Raw genomic sequence first — 22,987 nt, forward strand, 5'->3', positions numbered from 1 at the left:
ACCGTTCCAGACGAACCGGTCTGACGGGATAAAACCCGGAATCGGAATAGAAAGAAAAAATTAAACCTACGTTTGTAAGTGTAAATATGTATATAACTGTCAAAATTTAATGGTGCAGGGGGGATTATATTGGACTGCTATTACTATATTTGCGTGCATTAAAAATAGTGAAGACTTACCTATGAAATCAGGATTGATATATGAATAAGGTTGGGCGGATTCAGAAAGTTATCGTTTTGTCGGGTATGGTGATGGTTGGGGTGGTTGCGTCCGTTTTCGGGCAGACGGAGGATAGTTTGGCTAATAGGCTGCCCCGTCGGTTCGTTCATGGCCTGGGAGTAGAAGCAAGACCCGAATATGTTTTTCCTACTCATCCTTTTTTGAGGGGAGAAAATCCGGAGCGGAAACTGATTCGCGGAGCTTTTTCTACTCATTTTAAATATGCGCTTCATTATCAGCCCGGAAGTATTTACGATCGGATTTATGGGAATGTTTATCAGGGAATCGGATTGGGCTGTTATTCGTTTGGAGAATCCCGGCAAATCGGTAATCCTGTTGCCTTTTATCTGTTTCAGGGAGCACGTATCGCCCGGATTTGTCCGTGGTTGTCGTTTAACTACGAATGGAATTTCGGATTGTCTGGCGGCTGGAAACCCTATGATGAACAGTATAATTCTTACAATAAGATGGTGGGATCGAAGATCAATGCTTATCTCAATGTTAATTTTTATCTGCGTTGGGCACTTTCTCCCCGTTTAAGTCTGACTTCGGGAGTCACTTTGACCCATTTTTCAAATGGAAATACAAATTTCCCCAATGCAGGGGTGAATACCCTTGGGGGAAAACTCGGTGTAGAATATAATTTTTACCGGAAAGAAGATCTGACCTCTTTACATGCAGCCGCTTCTTATCATATTCCTCCTTTTCAGCGGCATGTCAGTTATGATTTTGTATTTTTCGGTTCATGGCGGCGGAAAGGAATCTGGATGCAGGAGGGGCAATATCCGTTACCCGAGTCTTATCCGGTTTTTGGATTTAATTTTGCCCCTATGTATAACGTCGACTATAAACTTCGGCTAGGTGTTTCTTTGGATGGAGTATATGATGGAAGTGCAAATTTGTATCTTTCCGATGAGGTATATGGAGACATCGATAAGTCACAAATCAGGCGGCCTGCTCTTTATAATCAATTTGCCCTGGGCATGTCGGGGCGGGTAGAGTATGTCATGCCTTTTTTTACCGTAGGGATCGGTATGGGTACTAATTTTATCGGAAAAGGCGATCTGAGGGCTTTTTATCAAATGTTGACTTTGAAAATAGCCATGTCACGGGATACTTTTTTACATGTGGGTTATAACCTCCAGAAATTTCACGACCCCAATTTCCTGATGTTGGGAATCGGTTTCCGTTTCAACAGTAAATATGCCGCATTTTAAATTTTTACCCGGGACCATTGTTATCGCATAACTGAAAACTATCGTAAAAATTGCTCCTGATTATAGATTAGATTTTTTCTCGATAGTTAATGATGAACTAAAAAGAAATTGGCAACTTTAACAATTTTCTTTGTTTTATCACTTAACTTTGTAAGTGAAACTGGATTATTGTATCCGGACAACAATAGAAAAACATGTTGGTTTTATAATAAATCCATATCATAAAACAACTTATTATATAGAATACATGTCAATATGGAACAGGTTTATAGGACTCAGAAATGCTGAGGATTCCATCAGTAATAAGAAAATATCTGTACAATATAATGCCCTACGTTATGCCATAGTAGATGTTGAAATTGGTTTGGAGGATTACAAAATTCATGATATTGGGGCACTTCGCTATGATGGTGCAGTATATCATAAAGTTTCGAAAGAGGAACTTTTTGAATTTTTTAGTGACGTAGATTATATTTGTGGTCACAATATTATTCATCACGATGCTAAATATTTGTTCACGGATAAAACATGTCGTTGGCTTTTAGTCGATACACTTTACATCTCACCGCTATTATTCCCGGAACGCCCATTCCATAGGCTGTTGAAAGACGACAAACTCATGAGCGAACAGATAAATAATCCGGTGAATGATTGCGAAAAAGCCAAAGATTTACTGTTGGACGAAATAGCACGCTGGAAGTCGTTTCCGGAGGGAAAATGCAGACTATTTGCCTCGCTGCTAAAGGACAAGAAAGAATTTGAAGGATTTCTCAGTATGGTAGGGGCAGAGTATCTCAATGAGGGATTGACCGAAGTAATAAGGGACCTTTACAAGGGGAAAATTTGTGGGCATGCAGACCTTGTTATGCTGGTCAAAGAATATCCTTGCGAATTGGCATACGCATTGGCTCTGATCGACACGACCGACCAACGTTCCGTTACTCCCGGATGGGTACTTCACCATTATCCTAAAGTGGAATTTGTGCTAAAACTCCTGCGTCATACCAGTTGTAAGGAAGGTTGTGATTACTGTAATACCCAACTGAACGTGCTTTATAATTTAAAAGCATTCTTTGGGTATGAACAATTCCGGACATATGAAGGAGAACCACTCCAGGAACAAGCCGCTCAGGCAGCGGTGAAAGGCATGTCGTTATTAGCGATATTTCCTACTGGTGGAGGAAAATCGCTTACTTTCCAACTGCCCGCACTCATGGCCGGCAGTGCTGTGCATGGGCTTACGGTTGTGATCTCCCCTTTGCAGTCGCTGATGAAGGACCAAGTAGATAACCTTGCCGATAGAGGTATTACCGATGCGGTAACCATTAACGGTTTGTTGGACCCCATTACCAGAGCACTGGTCATACAAAGAGTACAGGATGGGGAAGCCTCACTTCTGTATATATCTCCGGAAATGCTTCGCTCTAAAACTATCGAGAGAATATTGTTGGCACGTCATATTGTGAGATTTGTGATAGACGAAGCACATTGTTTTTCTTCATGGGGACAGGATTTCCGGGTGGATTATCTCTATATAGGAAAATTTATCCAGGAATACCAGCAAAAGAAAGGAAGTAGAAATCCGATACCGGTATCCTGTTTCACTGCTACGGCTAAACAGAAAGTAGTGCAGGACATTTGTGACTATTTCAAGCAAACGTTGAATTTGGATTTGCGGTTGTTTGCATCGACGGCCTCAAGGATCAATCTGCATTACTCTGTCATCCATGCTGAAACGGATGATGATAAATATTTAAAACTAAGGGGACTGGTGGCTGAATCTGATTGTTCGACCATCGTTTATGTATCCCGTACCAGACGTACGAAAGAACTGGCTAACAAATTAACTCGTGACGGTTATAAGGCATTGCCTTTCAATGGCAAGATGGAAACTGACGAAAAGATTGACAACCAGGATGCATTTATGAATGACCAGGTTCGCATCATTGTGGCCACATCAGCTTTTGGCATGGGAGTCGATAAGAAAGATGTCGGTTTGGTGGTGCACTACGATATTTCGGATTCTCTGGAGAATTATGTGCAGGAGGCAGGGAGAGCCGGTCGCGACCCTAACCTCAGTGCCCGTTGCTATGTGCTTTATGGTGACAATGATTTGGATAAGCATTTTATATTATTGAATCAGACAAAGCTAAGTATCAGCGAAATACAGCAGGTGTGGAAAGCTGTAAAAGACCTTACCCGGCGACGTATGAGAGTGAGTTGTTCTGCATTGGAAATAGCCCGGCAGGCAGGATGGGACGATTCGGTATCCGACATCGAAACCCGTGTACGGACAGCTTTAGCAGCTTTGGAACAAAGTGGATACCTGATAAGAGGAAACAATGTGCCTCGGGTATATGCTACAGGCATCATGGTGAGAAACATGGATGAAGCGAGGGTGCGTATATCAAAGTCACAGTTATTTGGCAGGGATGAAATAGAAAAGACTGTCCGAATTATTAGGTCACTGATTTCACAGAAGTATATTGCCAAGGCTCAGGATGCAGAGGCAGAATCGCGGGTGGATTATCTGGCAGATATTTTGGGGCTAAGTAAGAAGGAAGTCGTATCGATTGTGGAGCGAATGCGCCAGGAAGGTATATTGGCAGATAGTAAGGATATATCTGCCTATTTGCTGGATGCCGGTGACTCGAAACGAAAATCAACGATCCTCCTCGAACGTTTTGCAAAACTTGAAAAATACATCCTTAACCGTATTCCTGACGAAGCTTTACGGATATCCTGCAAGCAGCTGAATGAGGATGCGATGAACGACGGAATCGATACCTCCAGGGAAAAGGATATCCGGACACTGCTCTACTTCCTTGCCATCAAGGGATATATCCGTAAAAAAGAAGATGCCCTCCGCAATATGGAAATCAGCCGTCAGACAGATGGGGAAACAACCCTTAATCGTTTTGAAAAACGATTGGAAATTAGTCGTTTAACTCTGGAGTGGTTATATCAATTAGTTGCTGCTACGAGAAAAGGAAATTCGGAAAAACAGATAGTTCAATTCTCTGTGGTAGAACTTCTTAATCAGATAATATCAGGTCCTCACTCCTTGTTCACTAAACTCGACAATGTACAGTTGGAAGAGGTGGAGGAGGCGCTTTTGTATCTCTCAAAAATCGGTGCGCTCAAACTTGAAGGCGGTTTTTTGGTTCTTTATAACGCCATGGATATCCAAAGAATAAAGGACAATAAATCGAGATATAAGTTGGATGACTACCGAATGCTGAATGAATTCTACAAGCAGAAGATTCAGCAAGTTCATATCGTAGGTGAGTATGCCAATTTAATGGTGAAAAATTATAATGCAGCTTTGCAATATGTGCGGGACTATTTTCAGATGGACTATAAGAAATTTATCACGAAATATTTCAAAGGGGACAGGGTAAATGAAATACAGCGTAATCTGACGCCGAAGAAATATCGACAATTGTTCGGTCAGTTGTCTAAATGCCAGATGGAGATTATTTCCGACAAGGATTCTCGTTGTATTGTTGTCGCAGCAGGTCCCGGCAGTGGAAAAACACGTGTGTTGGTTCACAAACTCGCATCCCTTTTATTACTCGAAGATGTAAAGCACGAGCAACTTTTGATGTTGACATTTTCAAGAGCAGCCGCTACAGAGTTCAAACAGAGACTCATGGAATTGATAGGTAACGCTGCCCACTTTGTCGAGATAAAGACATTTCATTCTTATTGCTTTGATCTCATGGGGCGGATAGGTAACCTTGAAGCAGTTAGGGACGTTGTTGCCAAAGCTGCCGTGATGATAAATCAGGGGGAGGTGGAACCCAACAAAATCGGTAAAACAGTGTTGGTCATAGATGAAGCTCAGGATATGGGTGTTGCAGAACATGCATTAGTGAAGGCTCTTATGGCTAATAATGAGGAAATGCGTGTGATAGCGGTGGGGGATGATGACCAGAATATTTATGAGTTTCGTGGATCGGATTCCGGCTACATGTATCGGTTAGCACAAGAGCCTGGCAGTAAGTTTATCGAGATGACCGAGAATTATCGCAGTGCGCGCCATCTGGTAGATTTCACCAACAAATTTGTGAAAGTCTTGGGTAAAAGAATGAAAAGCACGCCGATTATCTCGATGAGAAAAGAGGACGGTTGGGTGAGGGTGACACGTCATGAATCAAAATATATGTATCAGCCGCTTGTAAAGGAATTGGTTCGCTATCGCGGGAATGGAACTATGTGTGTACTCACCCAGACAAATGAAGAGGCTGTAATTTTGATGGCTCTTTTGCGGAAATGGGGGATTGACAGCAAGCTGATACAATCGATGGACGGTTTCCTCTTTTGGAACATGGTCGAAATGAGGTATTTTCTGAGGTATATAGACAAACGGGTGAAAACACCTCTGATCCCTGAAGAATTATGGGAAAATGCAAAACATGCTACCTTTTCCGCTTACGATAGAAGCCAGAGTCTGGCGTATGTGAAGCGTTGTGTAGAGCTGTTTGAACAAACCAATAAAACAAAATACGTTAGCGACTTCAAAGAATTTGTATTTGAGTCGTCGGTGGAAGATTTCTGCGATACTTCGGGAGCAGACGTTGTGGTATCGACCATTCATAAAGCCAAGGGGAGAGAGTTTGATGACGTATATATGCTCATTGCTGACCATTATGTGAAAGATGATCAGTTGATGCGTCGGTACTATGTGGGGATGACTCGTGCAAAAAATCGGCTGTTTGTACATACGAATGGGGACAACTTTAATCAGGTAAGTGCAGATGAGTATCTTATTGACCCGGAAGAGTATATTATGCCTGAAGAAGTAGTGCTGCAACTTTCTCATAAAGATGTCAATCTGAGATTCTTTAAGGAACTTAAGCAGGAGGTACTGACCTTAAGGGGAGGAGATGTTTTGAAGTATAAAGATTCCATTTTGTACGACACTTTGACCCATAAACCGGTGGCGAAGTTGTCACAAAACATGCAGAAAACCTTGTCGGAATGGAAAGAAAGAGGCTATGAAGTAAAATCTGCATCCGTTCGGTTCATCGTGGCATGGAAGCCTAAGGATGCACCGAAAGACGAACCGGAAACTGCTGTTCTGTTGCCTGATTTATTACTGAATACTATTATATCCTAATAATTCTGCAAGTTTTATTACTTGTTCACGTTTGGCAAGCCTATTACCATGCCTCTATTTTACTGAACATTGGGGTATTTATCTCTAAAACTACAGATTGTTGACGTTGCAACAACCCTTGTTCGTCCCTCAACTCTCTAATTTTATTTCTGGATAATATATTTATTTCTTTTGTATTATCAAGTAAATTTAATTGAGCTTGAAGTTCCTCTCGATTAGGAAGACGTTACTGATAGCGTGCCGCAAAAAGTTGGTTGTCTATACCTTGAAGGGCATATTCCATCAATGGCTCATCTTTCTTCGTCCCCAAAACAATACCAACCGGTGAATTATCGTCTGGTTGACAGATTTCGTTCTTAGAGTAATTTAGGTAGAGATTCATCTGACCTATATCACCATGTTTAATTTTTGCACGTTTCAAATCAATCAAGACATAGCACTTTAGAATTGCGTGATAGAACACTAAATTAACTTTGAAATGTCTGGCACCAATTGGTACGCCAATAAAGGCATCTGCCTAATTCCAATAGGAATTGCTCCATGTTGATCTTCAAAGCTTTTTCTAGTTCCGTCTCTTTGTAACGCTTCTGTTGAGGTATTTCTACAAATTCAAGAACGTACGGGGCATGAATAATGTTGGCTGGAGTTAGTACCTCATACCCCTCATTGGCAGGAGCAAGTACACCTTCTTTGTCTGTGCTGAGCGCAAGTCTCTGGAATAGTGACGAGTTGATCTGGCGTTTCAGTGCTTTGACCTTCCAACATTCTTTGATATCCTCCTTTATATAGAACTGCAACTCCATAGGATCATTACACTTGAGTAATTCAAAGTAATGGCTCACGTCAACTAGTGAGATAGCGTCTCACTTTTTGGAAAAGTTAAATACAGTTTACACATGTAATCTTGCTCAAGATAAAATTTAAGTGCGCCTTGCAACTCCGCTGGTTCCTGGAACATGATTGTCTGAATTTCATATCTCAAATTAGTAGACGTTCCCCATGGTATACGTTAAAAATCAGTAAATAACGAAAGATTGAGCAATATTAGTAAAATAAAAAGGAGTGCAATTATTTTACACTCCTTTTCTTATTTATCGTTTCAGATAGTTGCTATCTTACTTCACTTCTTCAAAGTCTACGTCGGTGACTTCCTGGTCTTTTCCGCCATTGTTCGGCTGACCGGCATTCGGGTTACCCTGAGGACCTTGCTGTGCACCGCCCTGCTGTTGTTGAGCCTGAGCGTTGTACATTTCCTGTGAAGCAGCCTGAAAGACACTGTTCAGTTTGTCGATGGCGCTGTTGATGCGGGCGACATCCTGAGCTTTATGAGCTTCTTTCAGTTCTTGCAGAGCAGATTCGATCGGCGCCTTCTTGTCGGCCGGCAATTTGTCTCCGAACTCTTTCAGTTGTTTTTCGGTCTGGAAGATCATAGAGTCTGCTTTATTGATCGTATCGACCTTTTCTTTTTCTTGCTGGTCGGAGGCTGCATTAGCAGCTGCTTCGTCTTTCATCCGTTTGATTTCGGCATCGGACAGACCGGAAGAAGCTTCGATCCGGATAGATTGCTCTTTACCGGTGGCTTTATCTTTGGCTGAAACATTCAGGATACCGTTGGCGTCGATATCGAAAGTGACTTCGATCTGAGGTACTCCACGCGGTGCTGGCGGAATGCTGTCCAAATGGAAGCGGCCGATCGTTTTATTGTCGCGGGCCATCGGACGTTCACCCTGTAAGATATGGATTTCTACAGAAGGCTGGTTGTCAGCTGCCGTAGAGAATACTTCCGATTTTTTAGTCGGGATGGTCGTGTTGGCTTCGATCAGTTTGGTCATTACACCGCCCAGTGTTTCGATTCCCAATGACAGCGGAGTAACGTCCAGCAACAAGACGTCTTTTACTTCTCCGGTCAGTACACCTCCCTGGATAGCTGCCCCTACCGCTACTACTTCGTCCGGGTTAACACCTTTCGAAGGAGCTTTTCCGAAGAATTCCTGTACTTTCTGCTGAACGGCAGGGATACGGGTTGAACCACCAACCAGAATCACTTCGTCGATATCGGAAGCTTTCATGTTGGCATCTTGCAGGGCTTTCCGACAGGGTTCGATCGTTGCCTGGATCAGACTGTCGCATAATTGTTCGAACTGAGCACGGGTCAGCGTACGTACCAGATGCTTTGGAATTCCGTTGACCGGGAATATGTACGGCAGATTGATTTCTGTAGAAGTTGAACTGGACAATTCGATTTTTGCCTTTTCAGCAGCTTCTTTCAACCGTTGGTGAGCCATCGGGTCTTTACGGATGTCTACCCCTTCGTCTTTCTGGAATTCGTCAGCCAGCCAGTTGATGATCTTATCGTCGAAATCATCCCCACCTAAATGGGTATCTCCATTAGTCGATTTTACTTCGAATACCCCGTCACCCAATTCCAGAATAGAGATATCGAATGTTCCACCCCCGAGGTCGAATACTGCGATTTTCTGATCCTGGGACTTTTTATCCAAACCATATGCCAAAGCGGCAGCTGTCGGTTCATTGATGATACGTTTTACAGTCAAACCTGCAATTTCTCCTGCTTCTTTCGTTGCCTGGCGCTGTGCATCGTTGAAATAAGCCGGAACGGTGATGACTGCTTCAGATACTTCCTGACCCAGATAATCTTCTGCCGTTTTCTTCATTTTCTGCAAAATCATGGCAGAAATTTCCTGTGGGGAATACTGACGATTGTCGATCACTACCCGGGGAGTATTGTTGTCACCTCTCACCACTTCATAAGCTACTCGTTTGATTTCGTTCTGTACCTGATCGAAACTTTCACCCATGAAACGTTTGATCGAGTATATCGTTTTTTTCGGATTGGTGATAGCCTGACGTTTGGCCGGATCACCTACTTTCCGTTCGCCGTTGTCTACAAAAGCTACAATTGAAGGGGTAGTACGCCGACCTTCACTGTTTGGTATTACTACCGGTTCGTTACCTTCCATTACAGCAACGCATGAGTTGGTAGTTCCTAAGTCAATTCCTATAATCTTTCCCATAATGTTAATGTATTTTATTTACTTACTTACTTACTTACTATTCGTTTTTACCTATTATTCGTTTTCGGTGTGTCTGAGGTTTTGATTCAAACACATTTATTTTTTATCAAATGGCATGCCAGTGCTTTTCTCCGGATTATTTTTGTAAAAATGGCGGTTTTTTTATAAAAATGGTGAAGGGGTATGGCAGGAAAAACTGTCAGAACGGCAGTTGCCGGTCCGGTAAATCTGTTACATAAACAAAAAAGTAGTATTTATACCCAACTTCGGCTATTAGAAATAACTTATTTTTGTAAGTTGTAAATAGTAATAAAGTGAAGACACTAGAAATGACTGATTATGTACTTGAATCCCGATGTTGTGGGACAAAGTTCGCAGATGAAAAATGGGAGTTGGATTGCCCGAATCGGGATGGCGCAGCTTTGATTTTTGCCAACTATGCAAAGAAACAACTGGAGGTGAAAGAAAATCTTCCGGGATTGTATAAATATTCCGATTGGTTACCTGTTTGTCGGACACTGGACGGTTCCGGAGCGCCTGTCACATACAAAAGTGAAGGGCTGGCCGGCGAATTGGGATTGTCGGATTTGTATATCACTTTTAACGGGTATTGGCCTGAAAAGGGGGCTCTGATGAAGACAGGGGCTTTCAAGGAATGTGAGGCTTATGCGGTTTGTGCCCGGATCAATGACTTGAACGATAAAGTGATGGTGGTGGCTTCGGCCGGTAATACCGCTCGGGCTTTTGCACGGGTTTGTTCCGAAAATAATATTCCTTTGTTACTATGTATTCCGCAGGATTGTATCGATGCCATGTGGTCGGCTAAACCGTTGAATCCTTGTGTGAAATTGGTCGCTACCGAAAGAGGAAGCGATTATTTCGATGCTATTTACCTGTCGAATATTATTTGTGAATTAGATAAGTTTTATCCGGAAGGAGGAGCGAAAAACGTTGCCCGGCGCGATGGAATGGGGACGACAGTACTTTCTGCCGTTACCACGATCGGACGGATTCCGGATTATTATTTTCAGGCTGTCGGAAGCGGAACAGGGGCGATCGCTGCCTGGGAGGCAAACAAACGGTTTATCGTAGATGGTCGTTACGGAAATAACCTGATGAAATTGATGGTGTCACAAAATATTCCGTTTACTCCGATGTATGATGCCTGGAAGGCCGGATCGCGGGCTCTTTTGCCGGTTGACGATACGGTTGCCCGTAAGCAGGCAGAAGAAATATGTGCTAAAGTACTTTCTAACCGTAAACCTCCTTATTCGTTGAAAGGAGGATTGTTCGACGCGCTTACCGAAACCGGCGGAGATATGTTTGCCATATCGAATGAAGAGGCGATGGAAGGTATGGTCTTGTTCGAACGCACTGAAGGGATCGATATCGAACCGGCCGCAGGAGTTGCAGTGGCTTCCCTGAAGCAAGCCATTCGTACCGGAGCTGTCGAAACCGATGCTGTGATTATGCTGAATATTACAGGCGGAGGTATCGCAAAATTTAAAAAAGAAAATAAAGTGGTTTATAAACAGCCCGATTGTGTCTTTGCACTCGATACAGATCCCGATACAATTAAAGAAACTGTGATGGAATTGTTTATTTGATCCTGCCGGAGGAGAAAACCGATTAAAGTTTTTTCCCTTAAACAGGATCGTGGTAGAATGGAATAGGTTTATAAAGTCCGTAAAGTGCCCTGGCACCTGTGGGGCTTCTTTTTAGTTGCAGAGGTTCGGAGAGTTACTGTGGTTTTAGAGGTTAAGTCTAACTGCTGTAACTTTTCGAACCTCTGTAATGATTTAAATGTCGATCTTTTTTCTGGCCAACTTTGTAACCTCGTTATTGTACACTACAGGTATTGAATTTTGTTTTATCTTTGCTGCATAAATCATACATAGGTCATGAAACACAGGAATAATCTGAAACGATTTTTGTATTTGGATTTTTATTACTCGGTTTTGCGCCGGGATTGGCGGATTTCCACTTTTCTTTCCGATCTTGTTTTGAAAACAGTGGCTGTTGTCATTGTCTCGATCGATCGTTTTATTAAAGATGCTTCGATGATCTCAGCTTCTGCTTTAACATTTTATTCTACGCTTTCTTTTATTCCTGTCGTTGCCCTGATTTTAGCTATCGCCCGTGGATTCGGTGCTGCAAAGGCATTCGAAGATTGGCTCAAAGAGCAATCTTATACCAATCCCGATGTGATGCAATGGGTGATGAATATTGCGAATAAAGCCTTGGATAATACGCAGGGAGGTGTGATTGCAGGTTTTGGTATTGTTTTACTCCTCTGGTCGGTTATCCGGATGCTTTCCAGTACCGAACTGGCTATGAACCGGATTTGGGGGGTGAAGAAGGGACGGAGTCTGGTAAAAAAATTTACCGATTACATGTCGATTCTGTTTATCGCTCCGATCCTGGTCGTATTGATCAGTAGTATGAATGTTTTTATGATGGCTAATTTGCAGGAATATGCCATGGACGAAGGATTATTGAGTTATGCCAGTGCTGCTTTGAAAGCTATTCTGACTTTGATACCCTATATCTTGGTATGGTTTCTTTTCGTATTTCTTTATATGTTCATGCCCACTACACCTGTGAAATTCAAATATGCTTTGGTGGCCGGTATTGTTGCCGGTACTGTTTTTCAAATTGTACAATGGTTCTATTTGCGTTTCCAGATCGGTGTGAGCTCGTATAATGCGATTTATGGTGGATTGGCCGCTTTGCCTCTTTTATTGGTGTGGTTACAGTTGAGTTGGAGTATCGTTTTGTGGGGAACGGAGCTGTGTTATATTATGCGCAACCGCCATTTCTTGTACCGGAATGCAATGAATGCGGATAATAAATGGGTGGATAACGTTGAAGTGACGTTGCGGATGTTGCGATATATTTCCGATTTGTATATTCATGGACAAGGAAGTCCTACGCTGGCTATGGTTTGTAAAAGACTCCGAATGAGTTCCAGTAAAGTCAGAGTAATCCTACAGGAATTGGTAGATCATAAAATCCTGGTCGAAGTAAAAGAAGACGATGATGTTTCTTATTTCCCGGCAGTGGATTTTCATCGTCTTTCTGTGGCGGATATTATTAATCGCTTATCTCATTTGGATCAGAATAAAGGTGAAGAATGGAAAGTCAGATTGGTTGGGGCAGTCAGACAGGAATTCGGTCAGGATACCTTTGCTTGAGCCTGATTTGCTCTCCTGAGCGAATGCTATTTTTTTCGGTCTGTTTGGTACTTATATTTTTTTTGAGTAATTTGGCTCAAAATTTAGAAATATGAGAAGAAAGATAGAGTTAGAGTACATTTTTTCGTCTTCTGTAAAAGTCTTGTTTTCTCGTTTAAGTACCCCTGCCGGTTTATCGGAATGGTTTGCAGATGACGTATTCCAAAAAGGTAATCAGTTTATTTTTATATGGAATGGTAGTGAGCAGCCGGCTACGCTCGTAGAATTGAAAAGTAATGCCGTGGTGAGGTTTCGGTGGGATGATGCAGAAGAGGAAGATGAATATTTTGAATTTAATATACATGTGGAGCCCTTGACCGGAGATGTAGCGCTGATTATTACCGATTTTGCCGATGAAGACGAAGTCAACGATACGATAGAGTTATGGAATAAACAAATGGATATCCTGCACCGGAACCTGGGGGCCTGATCTATACGGTTTTTGATGACCAGAGAGAGAGTATTGTAAACAAAAAAACGTACCTTTGTACCTGTTTTGAAGATTTTGATAATGTACAGGTTACTTATTGGCAAATGAAGAAACTACATATATTTATGCTCAAAAGCTTTATCGGGCCTTTTGTAGCTACTTTTTTCATCAGTATGTTCGTCTTGATTATGCAGTTTCTTTGGCGTATGATAGACGAAATCGTAGGAAAAGGATTAGAGTTTACGGTAATTGCCGAGTTATTGATTTATGTGGCGACCACTTTGGTACCCATGGCATTGCCGTTGGCAGTATTGCTTTCATCGATCATGACCTTCGGAAGTTTGGGAGAAAATTATGAGTTGATCGCCTTAAAATCAGCAGGTATTTCTCTCTACCGGATTATGAAACCTTTGATTATCCTGATTATATGCCTCACAGTATTCGCTTTTGTCTTTTCGAACAATATCCTTCCGGTGGCGAACCTTAAATTTTATAGCCTGCTTTACGATATCCGGAAACAAAAACCGGAGATGTCGTTTAAAGAAGGGATCTTTACGAACGATTTGGAAGGATATAGTATTAAAATCGATAAGATCAATAAAGAAACCGGCATGATGTATAACATGCTGATATACGAACATAAGGACGGTTCCGGGAATTATGATGTTACCAAAGCCGATTCCGGGATGATGATCAGTGATGCAAAAAGTAATCTGATGGAACTGGTCTTGTATAATGGCCATTCTTATACAGATGAGGGAATGAAGAATCCCAGTTCCCGTAAAACATTTCCTTTCAGAAGATTAAAGTTCGATAAGGAAACCGTATTGATCGAATTGCCGGGAACTGACCTGAAACGAAGCGACGAAGACGGATTTCGTTCTTATTCGATGATGCTGAATCTCAAACAATTGAGTCATTCGATCGATTCGGCACGAGCTGCATTGAAAGTGAGAAAAGCAGGAGATACGAAGAAATTATTGGCGAATAATTATCAAAGAAGCAAAAGTCCCAGTCCGCAACGGGATAGTATACTGGCCGATCAAAGCCGGGGAAAGTTCAGTGATCCCGACAGCCTTTTTACTGCTTTTGATATTGAAGAACAACGTCGGGCGGTCGATAATGCCCTGCAATATGCCAGAGAGGTAAAACAACGGAACCAGGACGATCTTCATTATTATGTGGCTCAGCAAGAGAATGTAATAAAGAGTCAATTGGAATGGCATCGTAAATTCACCTTATCTTTTGCCTGCTTTATTTTTTTCTTTATCGGTGCTCCCCTGGGGGCTATTATCCGGAAAGGGGGATTAGGAATGCCGGTGGTGGTTTCCGTGCTTTTGTTTATCATCTATTATATTATTTCGATGATGGGAGAAAGGTCGGCCAGGGAGGCTGTTATCTCTCCGGCTGCCGGGATGTGGATTTCTGCCTTTATTCTGTTGCCTTTGGGAATTATACTGACTTATAAATCCGTGACCGATTCCGAGATGATGAATACAGAAGCTTACACAAGAGTCTTTAAGAAATTGATTGCCTTTATAAAAAAGAAGAAAAATGCCAAGTCATAAGTTGCGTATCGTCTATATGGGTACTCCCGATTTTGCTGTCCTGCCCTTGAAAAGAATTATAAAGGCTGGATTTCAGGTTGTCGGAGTCGTTACTAATCCTGATAAACCGGCCGGTAGAGGACAACAGCTTCAGGAATCCGCAGTTAAAAAATACGCCCGGGAAATCGGCCTGAAGATTCTGCAACCCGAGAAATTCAGGGATCCCGATTTTTTACAGGCGCTGGCAGAGCTAAAAGCCGATTTGCAATTAGTTGTGGCATTTAAGATGTTGCCCGAAGTGGTTTGGAATATGCCTCCCTTAGGGACGGTGAATCTGCATGCTTCTCTGCTGCCGGATTACCGGGGAGCGGCACCGATAAACCGGGCCGTAATGAATGGGGAAACCTGCTCCGGGGTGACGACTTTCCTTTTAAAGCAGGAGATAGATACCGGCAATATTATTTTTCAGGAAAAGGTGGAAATCGGCGAGGAGATGACCGCTGGAGAATTGCATGACGAACTGATGGAGAAAGGGGCGGACTTGTTGCTGAAAACCGTGCAGGCGATGGAGGCAGGGGACTATCCGTTGACCGACCAGTGTGGATTGCTGCGGGGGCGCGAAGCGGTACTCGCTCCGAAGATATTCAAAGAAGACATGAAAATCCGTTGGAACGGGAAACTGGAAACCATCTGTAACCATATCCGGGGCTTGTCGCCTTTTCCCGGGGCATGGACGGAATTACAGGCTGTCGGGAAGGATGGCGGAGTGTTGACACTTAAAATATTTAAAGCCGCCAGGATACGGCAGAGCCATAATCTGCCCGCGGGGGAAGTCCGTACCGATGGAAAAACCTTTTTTGATGTATATGTGGAGGGAGGTATCGTTCGTGTGCTGGAGTTGCAGTTGTCAGGAAAAAAAAGAATGCGGACGGAGGACTTTCTGAGGGGATTCCGGTTGGAAGACTATCGGTTAGTGTGGTAAAGCGAACGATAGTGCCGGAAATATGGATGCAAGTCGGATATTGGAAGCGGTAAACGAGAAGAAGGAGGAACTTTGGCAGGAAGTTTTCGGCTGCTATTACGCGGCTTTATGCTCTTATGCCGGGCGTTTGGTGCAGGACCCGGTCATTGCCGAAGATTTGGTGCAGGACATTTTGTTGTATGTTTGGAACGGAGAACGAAAATTTCTTCAGATAGACGAGCTGACCAATTACCTTTACCGGGCTGTTTATAATCGGTCGATGATGTGGTTACGCCGCGAAAAGTGTAAATCCAGGCATCTGAACCGGTTGATGCTGGAAAACGATCCGGAATCCGATGAAATGTTTATGGCGACTGTCCGTGAAGAGTTGCTCCGGCAATTGTATCTTTATATTGATGAATTGCCGTCCGAACAGCGTAAGGTCATCCGGCTGAGCATAGATGGATTGTCCGTCAATGAAATTGCCGAAAAGTTGGGCATATCCGTCAACACGGTAAAAACCCATAAAAAGCGTAGCTTTAAACAATTGCGCGGGAAAATGAGAGGGGACGCCAGCGTGTTCTGGTTGGCGTTTTTCTTGTCTTGAAAACTTAAATAATATCCCTCCTTATAAAATACCTTCTTTTTCAAAAAAAATCAGTTTTCTTGTCACCCTTTTTCATTTGTTATGCACAATAGGTATAAAAATGAAAAAATAATGGATAAAAGTGTTGAAAAAACGGTGACTTTATTTCGGAAATCCTATGCGGGAAGACTCACGGCAGATGAGCGGGCGGAGATGGCGTGTTTGTTAGAGGACGAGAGTATGCGGCGGTTGTATGAGGAGGTGGGGGATGATGAGTACCTGATAGGAGAATTCCGGCAGTATGCCGGTTGGGAACCTGTACGGGGCTACCGGAAGTTCCGGAAGAATATGCGGCGGCAGAGCATGCAAAGAAGCATCATCCGCTTGTCGGTGGCGGCCAGTCTGCTCATAGCCTTAAGTGTAGTATGGTTGCTGGTGGAGCGGGACAGACCGGAAGACAGCGTGAAAATGGCGAAAACTGTGGTGGAACCGGAAGCCTGCCGGGCATTTCTGCAATTGAGCAGCGGTGAACGGATTGTTTTGGAAAAATCGGGACAACGGGACTTGCATGAAACAGCCGGGAACATCCGGATAGATTCGGGAAAAGTAGTCTATTCCGCCTCGGTGGCATCGCAACCGGAACCCATGCTTTACAATACCTTGTCCGTACCCAATGGCGGGGAATACCGTTTGTTGCTTGCCGACGGTACCGCCGTGCATCTGAATGCCGGGTCGGAACTTCGTTACCCGGTGGCTTTTGCGGCGGCGGAAAGGAAAGTGCATCTGAAAGGCGAGGCCTGGTTTGAAGTGGCAAAAGATGCGGAGCGGCCGTTTTATGTGGAAACGGACGAGGTGAGCATCCGGGTGTATGGCACTGCTTTCAATGTGAATACCCATGGCCTCCGGGCAACGGAAACGGTATTGGTGGAGGGAGAAATCGGTATTTCCGGAAAGGGGGGTACCGGAGAGCGGCGGATGCGTCCGGGACAGTTGGCCGCTTGCGACCATCATAGCGGGGAAATCACTTTCCGTGAGGTGGATGTCCGGAAGTACACCGCCTGGAAAAACGGGGAATTCTGCTTTAACGACGACACCTTGGAGGAGATTCTCGAAGAGTTGGGACGCTGGTATGATGTAAGGATAGTCTACCGGTCGGCCGGGAAAAAGCACATCCAGTTTTCGGGCCATCTGAAACGGTATGAAAATATCCGGAAAATTCTCGGAGCCATTTCGGAATCCACAGGGATTGTTTTCCAGGTCGGCGACCGTATGATTGTGGTGGAATAAAATAAGAGAAGTGTCCCCACACTTCCCTTATCAAGATAGGTTTGCTACGGGACGGCTGTCATCCGTTCGGTAGCCATGTTTAATCTCAGTTACAAATTTATGAAAAAGAAATCAGAATGCCTCGGTATTTATCATTACCGCTGGCAAAAAATCGGAAAAATGATGAAATTGTGTATTATTCTGGTTTGCCTGTTCTCTTTCAGTTTGTCTGCTACCACGTTGGCGCAACGGGAACGGGTGAACATGAAATTGCAGGACGTATCGTTGCGGCAGGTGCTGGAACAAATCCGTGAGCAGACCAACTTGCAGTTTATGATGAGCAAGGAACAAGGGGAACGTGTGGGACGGGTGTCCGTGAACGCCGAGAACGCGACCGTGGCGGAAGTGTTGGATAAAGTATTCGCTTCCACCGGTCTGACGTGGGTTATTAATGAAGACATCATTGTGGTGAAAGAACGCCCGCAATCGTCGGTACTGAGTCCGGCCCCGGACTGTGTCAAAGGTGTTGTGAAGGATGAAAAAGGCAATCCTCTGCCGGGAGTCACAGTTAGGGTGAAAGGTACCATATTAGGAACTTCGACGGATGCCGACGGTAGATTTTCCTTGTTGCTCATAGATGAAAAAGAGATGGCATTTGTCTTTTCCTTTGTCGGTATGCAATCGCAAGAAGTGGCCTACACCGGTCAAAAGGAACTGAATATTGTCATGCAGGCTGAGGTAAGCGAGATTGACGAGGTTGTTGTTACCGGTTATCTGAATATCGACCGACGCCATTTGACGAGTTCGGTTACCTCTGTCAGAATGGATGACATACAAAAACCTGGTATTACTAACCTAAATCAGATGTTGGAAGGTAAAATTCCTGATATGGTTGTCACCTCTAACAGTGGGGAAATCAATGCCACTCCCCGTTTGCGTATACGCGGTACTTCTACTATTATCGGAAATCGTGAGCCGTTATGGGTGGTGGACGGTATCATCGTGAATGATCCCGTAAACTTGTCTCCTGACGTATTAAATGACCCTGATTATGTGAACCGTATCGGTAATGCCATTTCCGGTTTGAACCCGCAGGATATTGAACGTTTGGATGTGTTAAAGGACGCTGCAGCGACCGCTCTTTATGGCACACGTGCTGCCAATGGGGTTATCGTGGTGACGACTAAAAGAGGGCATGTGGGTAAGCCGGTGATTTCTTGCTCCGTTACGGGCACTTTTCGTCGTCATCCTCGCTATACAGACGATAAAATCAACTTGATGAACTCCAAAGAACGTATACAGTTTTCACAACAATTGGTAGCCAATCACTACATTTACCCCAACAATATGCCCTTGACCGGCTATGAATATGTGTTGAGCCGGTATTACAGCGGAGCTTTGACCAAGGAACAGTTTCAGACAGAAGTAGATCGCCTGCAGACCATGAATACCGATTGGTTTGACTTGCTGACAAAAGACTCGTTTTCCAAAGATTATGCCATTAATGTTTCTGGAGGTTCGGATAATATCCGTTACTACGCTTCGTTGGGTTATACAAGCGAGGACGATGTTATCAGACGTACAACTAATCGACGCTATACAGCTGCGGCTAAATTGGATATGACTCTCTCTTCCCGATGGAGGCTTTCATTCAATTTAAACGGTTATTTGAACGAGCGTAAATACACTCAGGATGAAGTGAATCCTATAGATTATGCTTATAATACCAGTAGGGCTATTCCCGCTTTTAGCGAAGATGGTTCTTACCATTTTTATGGTGTCTATAATAGGTACGGTAGTTATTTAAATTTCAATATATTGAATGAATTGGTCAATAGTTATAAAAAACAGAGTACCAGTAACTTTACGGCTACTGTGAATTTGAATTACGAGGTGACAGAATGGTTAAAGTTGAGCGCCACTGTATCAGGTTCTGTCAATTCTGCCAATTTGAACGGTCATTGGGGCGAAAAGACCCATTATATTGCCGATTTACGTGGTTCGGATTACGGAGAAAAAGCACCTGAAAGTAGCTTGTGCCCCTATGGTGGCGAGTTGGCGACCAATAATTATAATACGAAGAGCTATACCGCCCGTCTACAGGCGGATTTTCACAAGTATTTGGACGAAAACGAGAATCATTTTTTGAACGTTTCTATCGGAGCAGAGGCAAATTCCTCCCGCTACAATGCTTACTCCCATACACAGCGCGGTTACTACGATGATCGAGGAAAGAGTTTTGTCACGGATCTCTCTCCGTCTTCTTTTCCTACGTATTATTCCAGTTGGGTGCAAAGCAATGTTCCGACCATCACGGATAATCTTACAAACCTATTATCAGCTTATGCGACAGCTACTTATGGTTATAAGGACTACTTTACCTTAAACGCTAATACCCGTTACGACGGTTCTAACAAATTCGGTTCACGCAGTAACGAAAAATTGTTACCTGTGTGGTCGGTTTCCGGTTTGGTGGACTTGAAGACTGTTTCCGGTTTACAACTTTCGTGGTTGGAGTCATTTTCCGTGAAAGGTTCATACGGAGAGCAGGGTAACATGCTTGACGGACAAACGCCTGTGCTGGTGTTGAAGAAAGGTAGTTACAGCGACTATCGCGATGAGATGATTTCCACTGTGGCTTCCGGTGGCTTCGCTAATCCGAATTTAAAATGGGAAAAGACACGATCTTACAACTTAGGAGCGATGGCTTCAGTATTCAAAAACAGCTTGATGATAAATTTTGAATACTATTACAAAAAGACTTCTGATGCGTTTATGAGTAAAACTATCTCGGATGTTAACGGTTTCAATACCTATGTCGTAAATTCCGGGACGCTTCGTAACAGAGGTTGGAATGTCGGTATAACCGCGACTCCGGTAAAAACGAAAGATTTCAACTGGATTCTTTCCGGTTCTCTCTCCAAGGTGACAAATACCATGAGTACTTTGCCAGGACAGGAAACGTATGAATTGAGTGATTTTCTGAACGGTACTGCTGTGGTAGAAGGTATGCCGATAGGAACTTTCTATTCTTACAAATATATGGGGTTAAGCCCTGTGGACGGAGGTCCGATGTTTGATGATTGGGAAGACCGCAAATCTGAGTTGGTAGATTTGGACAAATATAGTGTATATACAAAAGTATTGGTACCTTCTGGACAACGTGATCCGGATATGACGGGTAGCATCAATAACACCTTTAACTACAAACAATGGCGTTTGGGAATTTCATTGAATTACAGTATCGGTGGTAGTACTCGCCTGTTCCGTATGATGGAAGACTTTGTAAACGGTTATTCCGCTGAAGCCAATATCAATCGGGATATGTTGAAAGCATGGAAAAAGCCTGGAGATGAACTGACTACGGATATTCCTGCCATCATGGGTTCCGCTTCAAATGGTTACAACTATTACAGTTATCATTGGAGTTCCGCTTCCACCTCGGATGTGGTGAAAATTGCGGATAACGCCTGGACGATGTATGATTACTCGGATTTACGAGTTGTGAGTGCTGACTATTTGAAGATTTCCAGTATTTCGCTGACCTATGAATTTCCTCGGCGAATATTGAGTCGTTGGAAGTTGGAAAGATTGGCGTTAACTTTGGGAGCTACTAATTTGTACACGTTTTGTAACAGTAAGTTACGCGGACAGACTCCGACTCAAGGAGGATTCTCGGATATACAACTTTCGGATACACCGACTTATACCATTGGTCTGAATCTGAATTTCTAACAGCGATACGCTAAATCTTACTAAAATAATTAGATTATGAAAGCTTTGAAATATATAGGATTAGGCGGTCTGCTCGTCCTTTTGACAATAGGCTGCTCCGACTTCCTGAAAGAATATTCGCAAGACACGTACTACGTTTCTTCCTATGAGGATTTGGATGAATTATTGGCAGGGGATGGTTATCTGCCCGTGAATGGTTGCGGTAGTAATATGGGGTATTTTATCCATTTTTTAGCCGATGAAATCGAGGAACAAAATAGTTATTACAGTGCCTGGGGCGGTGGTTTTGCTTCTGGTGCGGACAATTTCAGACGTAATCTGTTTGGATACTACACCTGGCAACAACGTGTGGGACAAAACGATTCCTATACCGGTTTTATCACTGAAAACGGGACCTGGACGGAACTCTACCGTTTGATTAATGTCATGAATAACGTCATTTCCAGTATTGAGGATGTTCCTCAAGTATCTGCCGATGAACGATTGGGAGCAAAACGTGTAAAGGGCGAAGCTCATTTTCTGCGTGCCGCCTATTATTTTTGGTTGGTGAATCTCTATGGTAAACCGTATGACGTTGCTACCGCGAAAGAAGATCTTGCCGTACCCCTCAAAACGACAGAGAGTGTGCTCGACATCAAATTCAGTCGTAATACGGTACAGGAAACCTATGGCCTGATTTTGTCCGATCTGAAAACCGCTGAAGCCTGTTTGGCGGAAACAGGAGAGGCCCGCAATATTTATCGGGCGGACTTGACAGCCGTGAATTTATTGCAGAGTCGTGTTCATCTGTATATGCAGAATTGGCAATTGGCCGCAGACTATGCGGATTCCGTATTGGTAAGACAAAACACATTGGTTGATTTGAACAGCCGCCAACCGTACGACGGATTTCTTTCAGAAGATTCCGAAGAGATGATTTTCTCCATGGGAGATAATGATATTCCCAACTTTTTCTATTATGAATATAAGTCTTACAGGGTTTCTCACGAATTATACGACGCTTACGAGGAGGATGATTTACGGAAGACGCAATGGTGGTGGAAAAGAAACACGTTCATCGGTAGCACAAAATTAGTACGGGGTCCCGGTATGACGGATGACGGAGATCCGGAAGAAAGTGACTATTACAATAGATATTACAATGTGGCTTGGGGAGGAAAAAAAGCGCCTGTTTCTGACAAGTTCTGTTTCCGTACGGCCGAGGCTTATTTGAACAAAGCCGAAGCTTCCGCATACTTAGGACAGGAGGATGAAGCTCGCAAATGGCTGAATGCTTTACGTGCCAAAAGGTATGTTTCGGGGAGTAGCTATGAAGTAATCGGTTCTGGCGAAGAATTAGTAAAGGACATCCGCGAAGAGCGCCGTAAAGAGTTCGCATTGGAAGGATTTCGTTGGTTTGACCTCCGTCGCTATGGGGTATGTGAGTTTTATCCGGAATCGAAAGAATTGACTCATAAATACACTTATTATGCAGACAAAACGACTATGGAAGAAGCCCATTTATTTGTGTTGAAAGCAAACGATCCGGCCTACACTCTGCCGATCCCACAAGAGGTATTGGATTTTAACACGGGTATGCCGAACAACGAACGCCCTGTAAGAGAATTTTCAGTAATAACCCCAAATGACAATTGAT

General features: G+C 43.4%; 14 protein-coding genes and 1 pseudogene. 11 read left to right on the forward strand and 4 right to left on the reverse strand.

The window, feature by feature from the left end; translation table 11 throughout:
- Positions 1-245 precede the first annotated feature (245 nt).
- Together ODOSP_RS01475 and ODOSP_RS01480 are read left to right on the forward strand one after the other, a co-directional pair.
- The gene (locus tag ODOSP_RS01475) at positions 246-1,436 is read left to right on the forward strand and encodes an acyloxyacyl hydrolase (RefSeq protein WP_228026227.1); all 1,191 of its coding nucleotides are present in this window, start codon (positions 246-248) and stop codon (positions 1,434-1,436) included.
- Between the two features lie 247 nt (positions 1,437-1,683).
- Positions 1,684-6,558, forward strand: a complete 4,875-nt coding sequence (locus ODOSP_RS01480; RefSeq protein WP_041556254.1) for a RecQ family ATP-dependent DNA helicase — start codon at positions 1,684-1,686, stop codon at positions 6,556-6,558.
- Positions 6,559-6,561: 3 nt separating this feature from the next.
- Here ODOSP_RS01480 and ODOSP_RS20075 read toward each other — a convergent pair.
- From ODOSP_RS20075 to dnaK, 4 genes and pseudogenes are all read right to left on the reverse strand, one after another.
- A pseudogene (locus ODOSP_RS20075) lies at positions 6,562-6,718 on the reverse strand (helix-turn-helix domain-containing protein); the annotation flags it as partial.
- A gap of 66 nt (positions 6,719-6,784) precedes the next feature.
- Positions 6,785-7,021, reverse strand: a complete 237-nt coding sequence (locus ODOSP_RS20080) for a PDDEXK nuclease domain-containing protein (protein ID WP_231964161.1) — start codon at positions 7,019-7,021, stop codon at positions 6,785-6,787.
- Positions 7,022-7,025: 4 nt separating this feature from the next.
- Positions 7,026-7,361, reverse strand: coding sequence for a hypothetical protein (locus ODOSP_RS20085; RefSeq protein ID WP_229039650.1), 336 nt, complete (start codon positions 7,359-7,361; stop codon positions 7,026-7,028).
- A 312-nt stretch (positions 7,362-7,673) separates the two neighbouring features.
- Complete coding sequence (gene dnaK / locus ODOSP_RS01490; protein WP_013610648.1) at positions 7,674-9,593, reverse strand: molecular chaperone DnaK; 1,920 nt, start codon at positions 9,591-9,593, stop codon at positions 7,674-7,676.
- Positions 9,594-9,922: 329 nt separating this feature from the next.
- On the opposite strand from dnaK, the gene ODOSP_RS01495 reads away from it, so the two are divergent.
- The 9 genes from ODOSP_RS01495 (at position 9,923) to ODOSP_RS01535 (ending at position 22,986) form a co-directional block, all read left to right on the forward strand.
- A complete protein-coding gene (locus tag ODOSP_RS01495) occupies positions 9,923-11,200 on the forward strand; it encodes a cysteate synthase (RefSeq protein ID WP_013610650.1) in 1,278 nt (425 codons plus the stop codon).
- A gap of 294 nt (positions 11,201-11,494) precedes the next feature.
- Entirely contained in the window at positions 11,495-12,787 is a 1,293-nt protein-coding gene (locus ODOSP_RS01500; RefSeq protein WP_013610651.1) for a YihY/virulence factor BrkB family protein, read from the forward strand.
- Positions 12,788-12,878: 91 nt separating this feature from the next.
- Entirely contained in the window at positions 12,879-13,256 is a 378-nt protein-coding gene (locus tag ODOSP_RS01505; RefSeq protein ID WP_013610652.1) for an START-like domain-containing protein, read from the forward strand.
- Positions 13,257-13,360: 104 nt separating this feature from the next.
- Positions 13,361-14,824 (forward strand): LptF/LptG family permease, encoded by a 1,464-nt coding sequence (locus ODOSP_RS01510; RefSeq protein WP_013610653.1) that lies wholly within the window; start codon positions 13,361-13,363, stop codon positions 14,822-14,824.
- Positions 14,811-15,785 (forward strand): methionyl-tRNA formyltransferase, encoded by a 975-nt coding sequence (gene fmt / locus ODOSP_RS01515; RefSeq protein WP_013610654.1) that lies wholly within the window; start codon positions 14,811-14,813, stop codon positions 15,783-15,785. The genes ODOSP_RS01510 and fmt overlap by 14 nt, the downstream gene beginning before the upstream one ends.
- A gap of 22 nt (positions 15,786-15,807) precedes the next feature.
- On the forward strand, positions 15,808-16,371 hold the full coding sequence (locus ODOSP_RS01520; RefSeq protein ID WP_013610655.1) for an RNA polymerase sigma factor: 564 nt from the start codon (positions 15,808-15,810) through the stop codon (positions 16,369-16,371).
- Positions 16,372-16,482: 111 nt separating this feature from the next.
- Positions 16,483-17,637: a FecR family protein gene (locus tag ODOSP_RS18605; protein ID WP_013610656.1), complete on the forward strand. Its 1,155-nt coding sequence runs from the start codon at positions 16,483-16,485 to the stop codon at positions 17,635-17,637.
- A gap of 99 nt (positions 17,638-17,736) precedes the next feature.
- On the forward strand, positions 17,737-21,351 hold the full coding sequence (locus tag ODOSP_RS01530; RefSeq protein WP_013610657.1) for a SusC/RagA family TonB-linked outer membrane protein: 3,615 nt from the start codon (positions 17,737-17,739) through the stop codon (positions 21,349-21,351).
- A 36-nt stretch (positions 21,352-21,387) separates the two neighbouring features.
- Positions 21,388-22,986, forward strand: coding sequence for a RagB/SusD family nutrient uptake outer membrane protein (locus ODOSP_RS01535; protein ID WP_013610658.1), 1,599 nt, complete (start codon positions 21,388-21,390; stop codon positions 22,984-22,986).
- Position 22,987 lies beyond the last annotated feature (1 nt).

The sequence above is a fragment of the Odoribacter splanchnicus DSM 20712 genome, assembly GCF_000190535.1.
Taxonomy (GTDB): Bacteria; Bacteroidota; Bacteroidia; order Bacteroidales; family Marinifilaceae; genus Odoribacter; species Odoribacter splanchnicus.

Coding starts and splice junctions, on each gene's coding strand:
- ODOSP_RS01475 (WP_228026227.1), top strand. CDS start 246: ATGGTGATGGTTGGGGTGGTTGCGTCCGTTTTCGGGCAGACGGAGGAT.
- ODOSP_RS01480 (WP_041556254.1), top strand. CDS start 1,684: ATGTCAATATGGAACAGGTTTATAGGACTCAGAAATGCTGAGGATTCC.
- ODOSP_RS20085 (WP_229039650.1), bottom strand. CDS start 7,361: ATGGAGTTGCAGTTCTATATAAAGGAGGATATCAAAGAATGTTGGAAG.
- dnaK (WP_013610648.1), bottom strand. CDS start 9,593: ATGGGAAAGATTATAGGAATTGACTTAGGAACTACCAACTCATGCGTT.
- ODOSP_RS01495 (WP_013610650.1), top strand. CDS start 9,923: ATGACTGATTATGTACTTGAATCCCGATGTTGTGGGACAAAGTTCGCA.
- ODOSP_RS01500 (WP_013610651.1), top strand. CDS start 11,495: ATGAAACACAGGAATAATCTGAAACGATTTTTGTATTTGGATTTTTAT.
- ODOSP_RS01505 (WP_013610652.1), top strand. CDS start 12,879: ATGAGAAGAAAGATAGAGTTAGAGTACATTTTTTCGTCTTCTGTAAAA.
- ODOSP_RS01510 (WP_013610653.1), top strand. CDS start 13,361: ATGAAGAAACTACATATATTTATGCTCAAAAGCTTTATCGGGCCTTTT.
- fmt (WP_013610654.1), top strand. CDS start 14,811: ATGCCAAGTCATAAGTTGCGTATCGTCTATATGGGTACTCCCGATTTT.
- ODOSP_RS01520 (WP_013610655.1), top strand. CDS start 15,808: ATGGATGCAAGTCGGATATTGGAAGCGGTAAACGAGAAGAAGGAGGAA.
- ODOSP_RS18605 (WP_013610656.1), top strand. CDS start 16,483: ATGGATAAAAGTGTTGAAAAAACGGTGACTTTATTTCGGAAATCCTAT.
- ODOSP_RS01530 (WP_013610657.1), top strand. CDS start 17,737: ATGAAAAAGAAATCAGAATGCCTCGGTATTTATCATTACCGCTGGCAA.
- ODOSP_RS01535 (WP_013610658.1), top strand. CDS start 21,388: ATGAAAGCTTTGAAATATATAGGATTAGGCGGTCTGCTCGTCCTTTTG.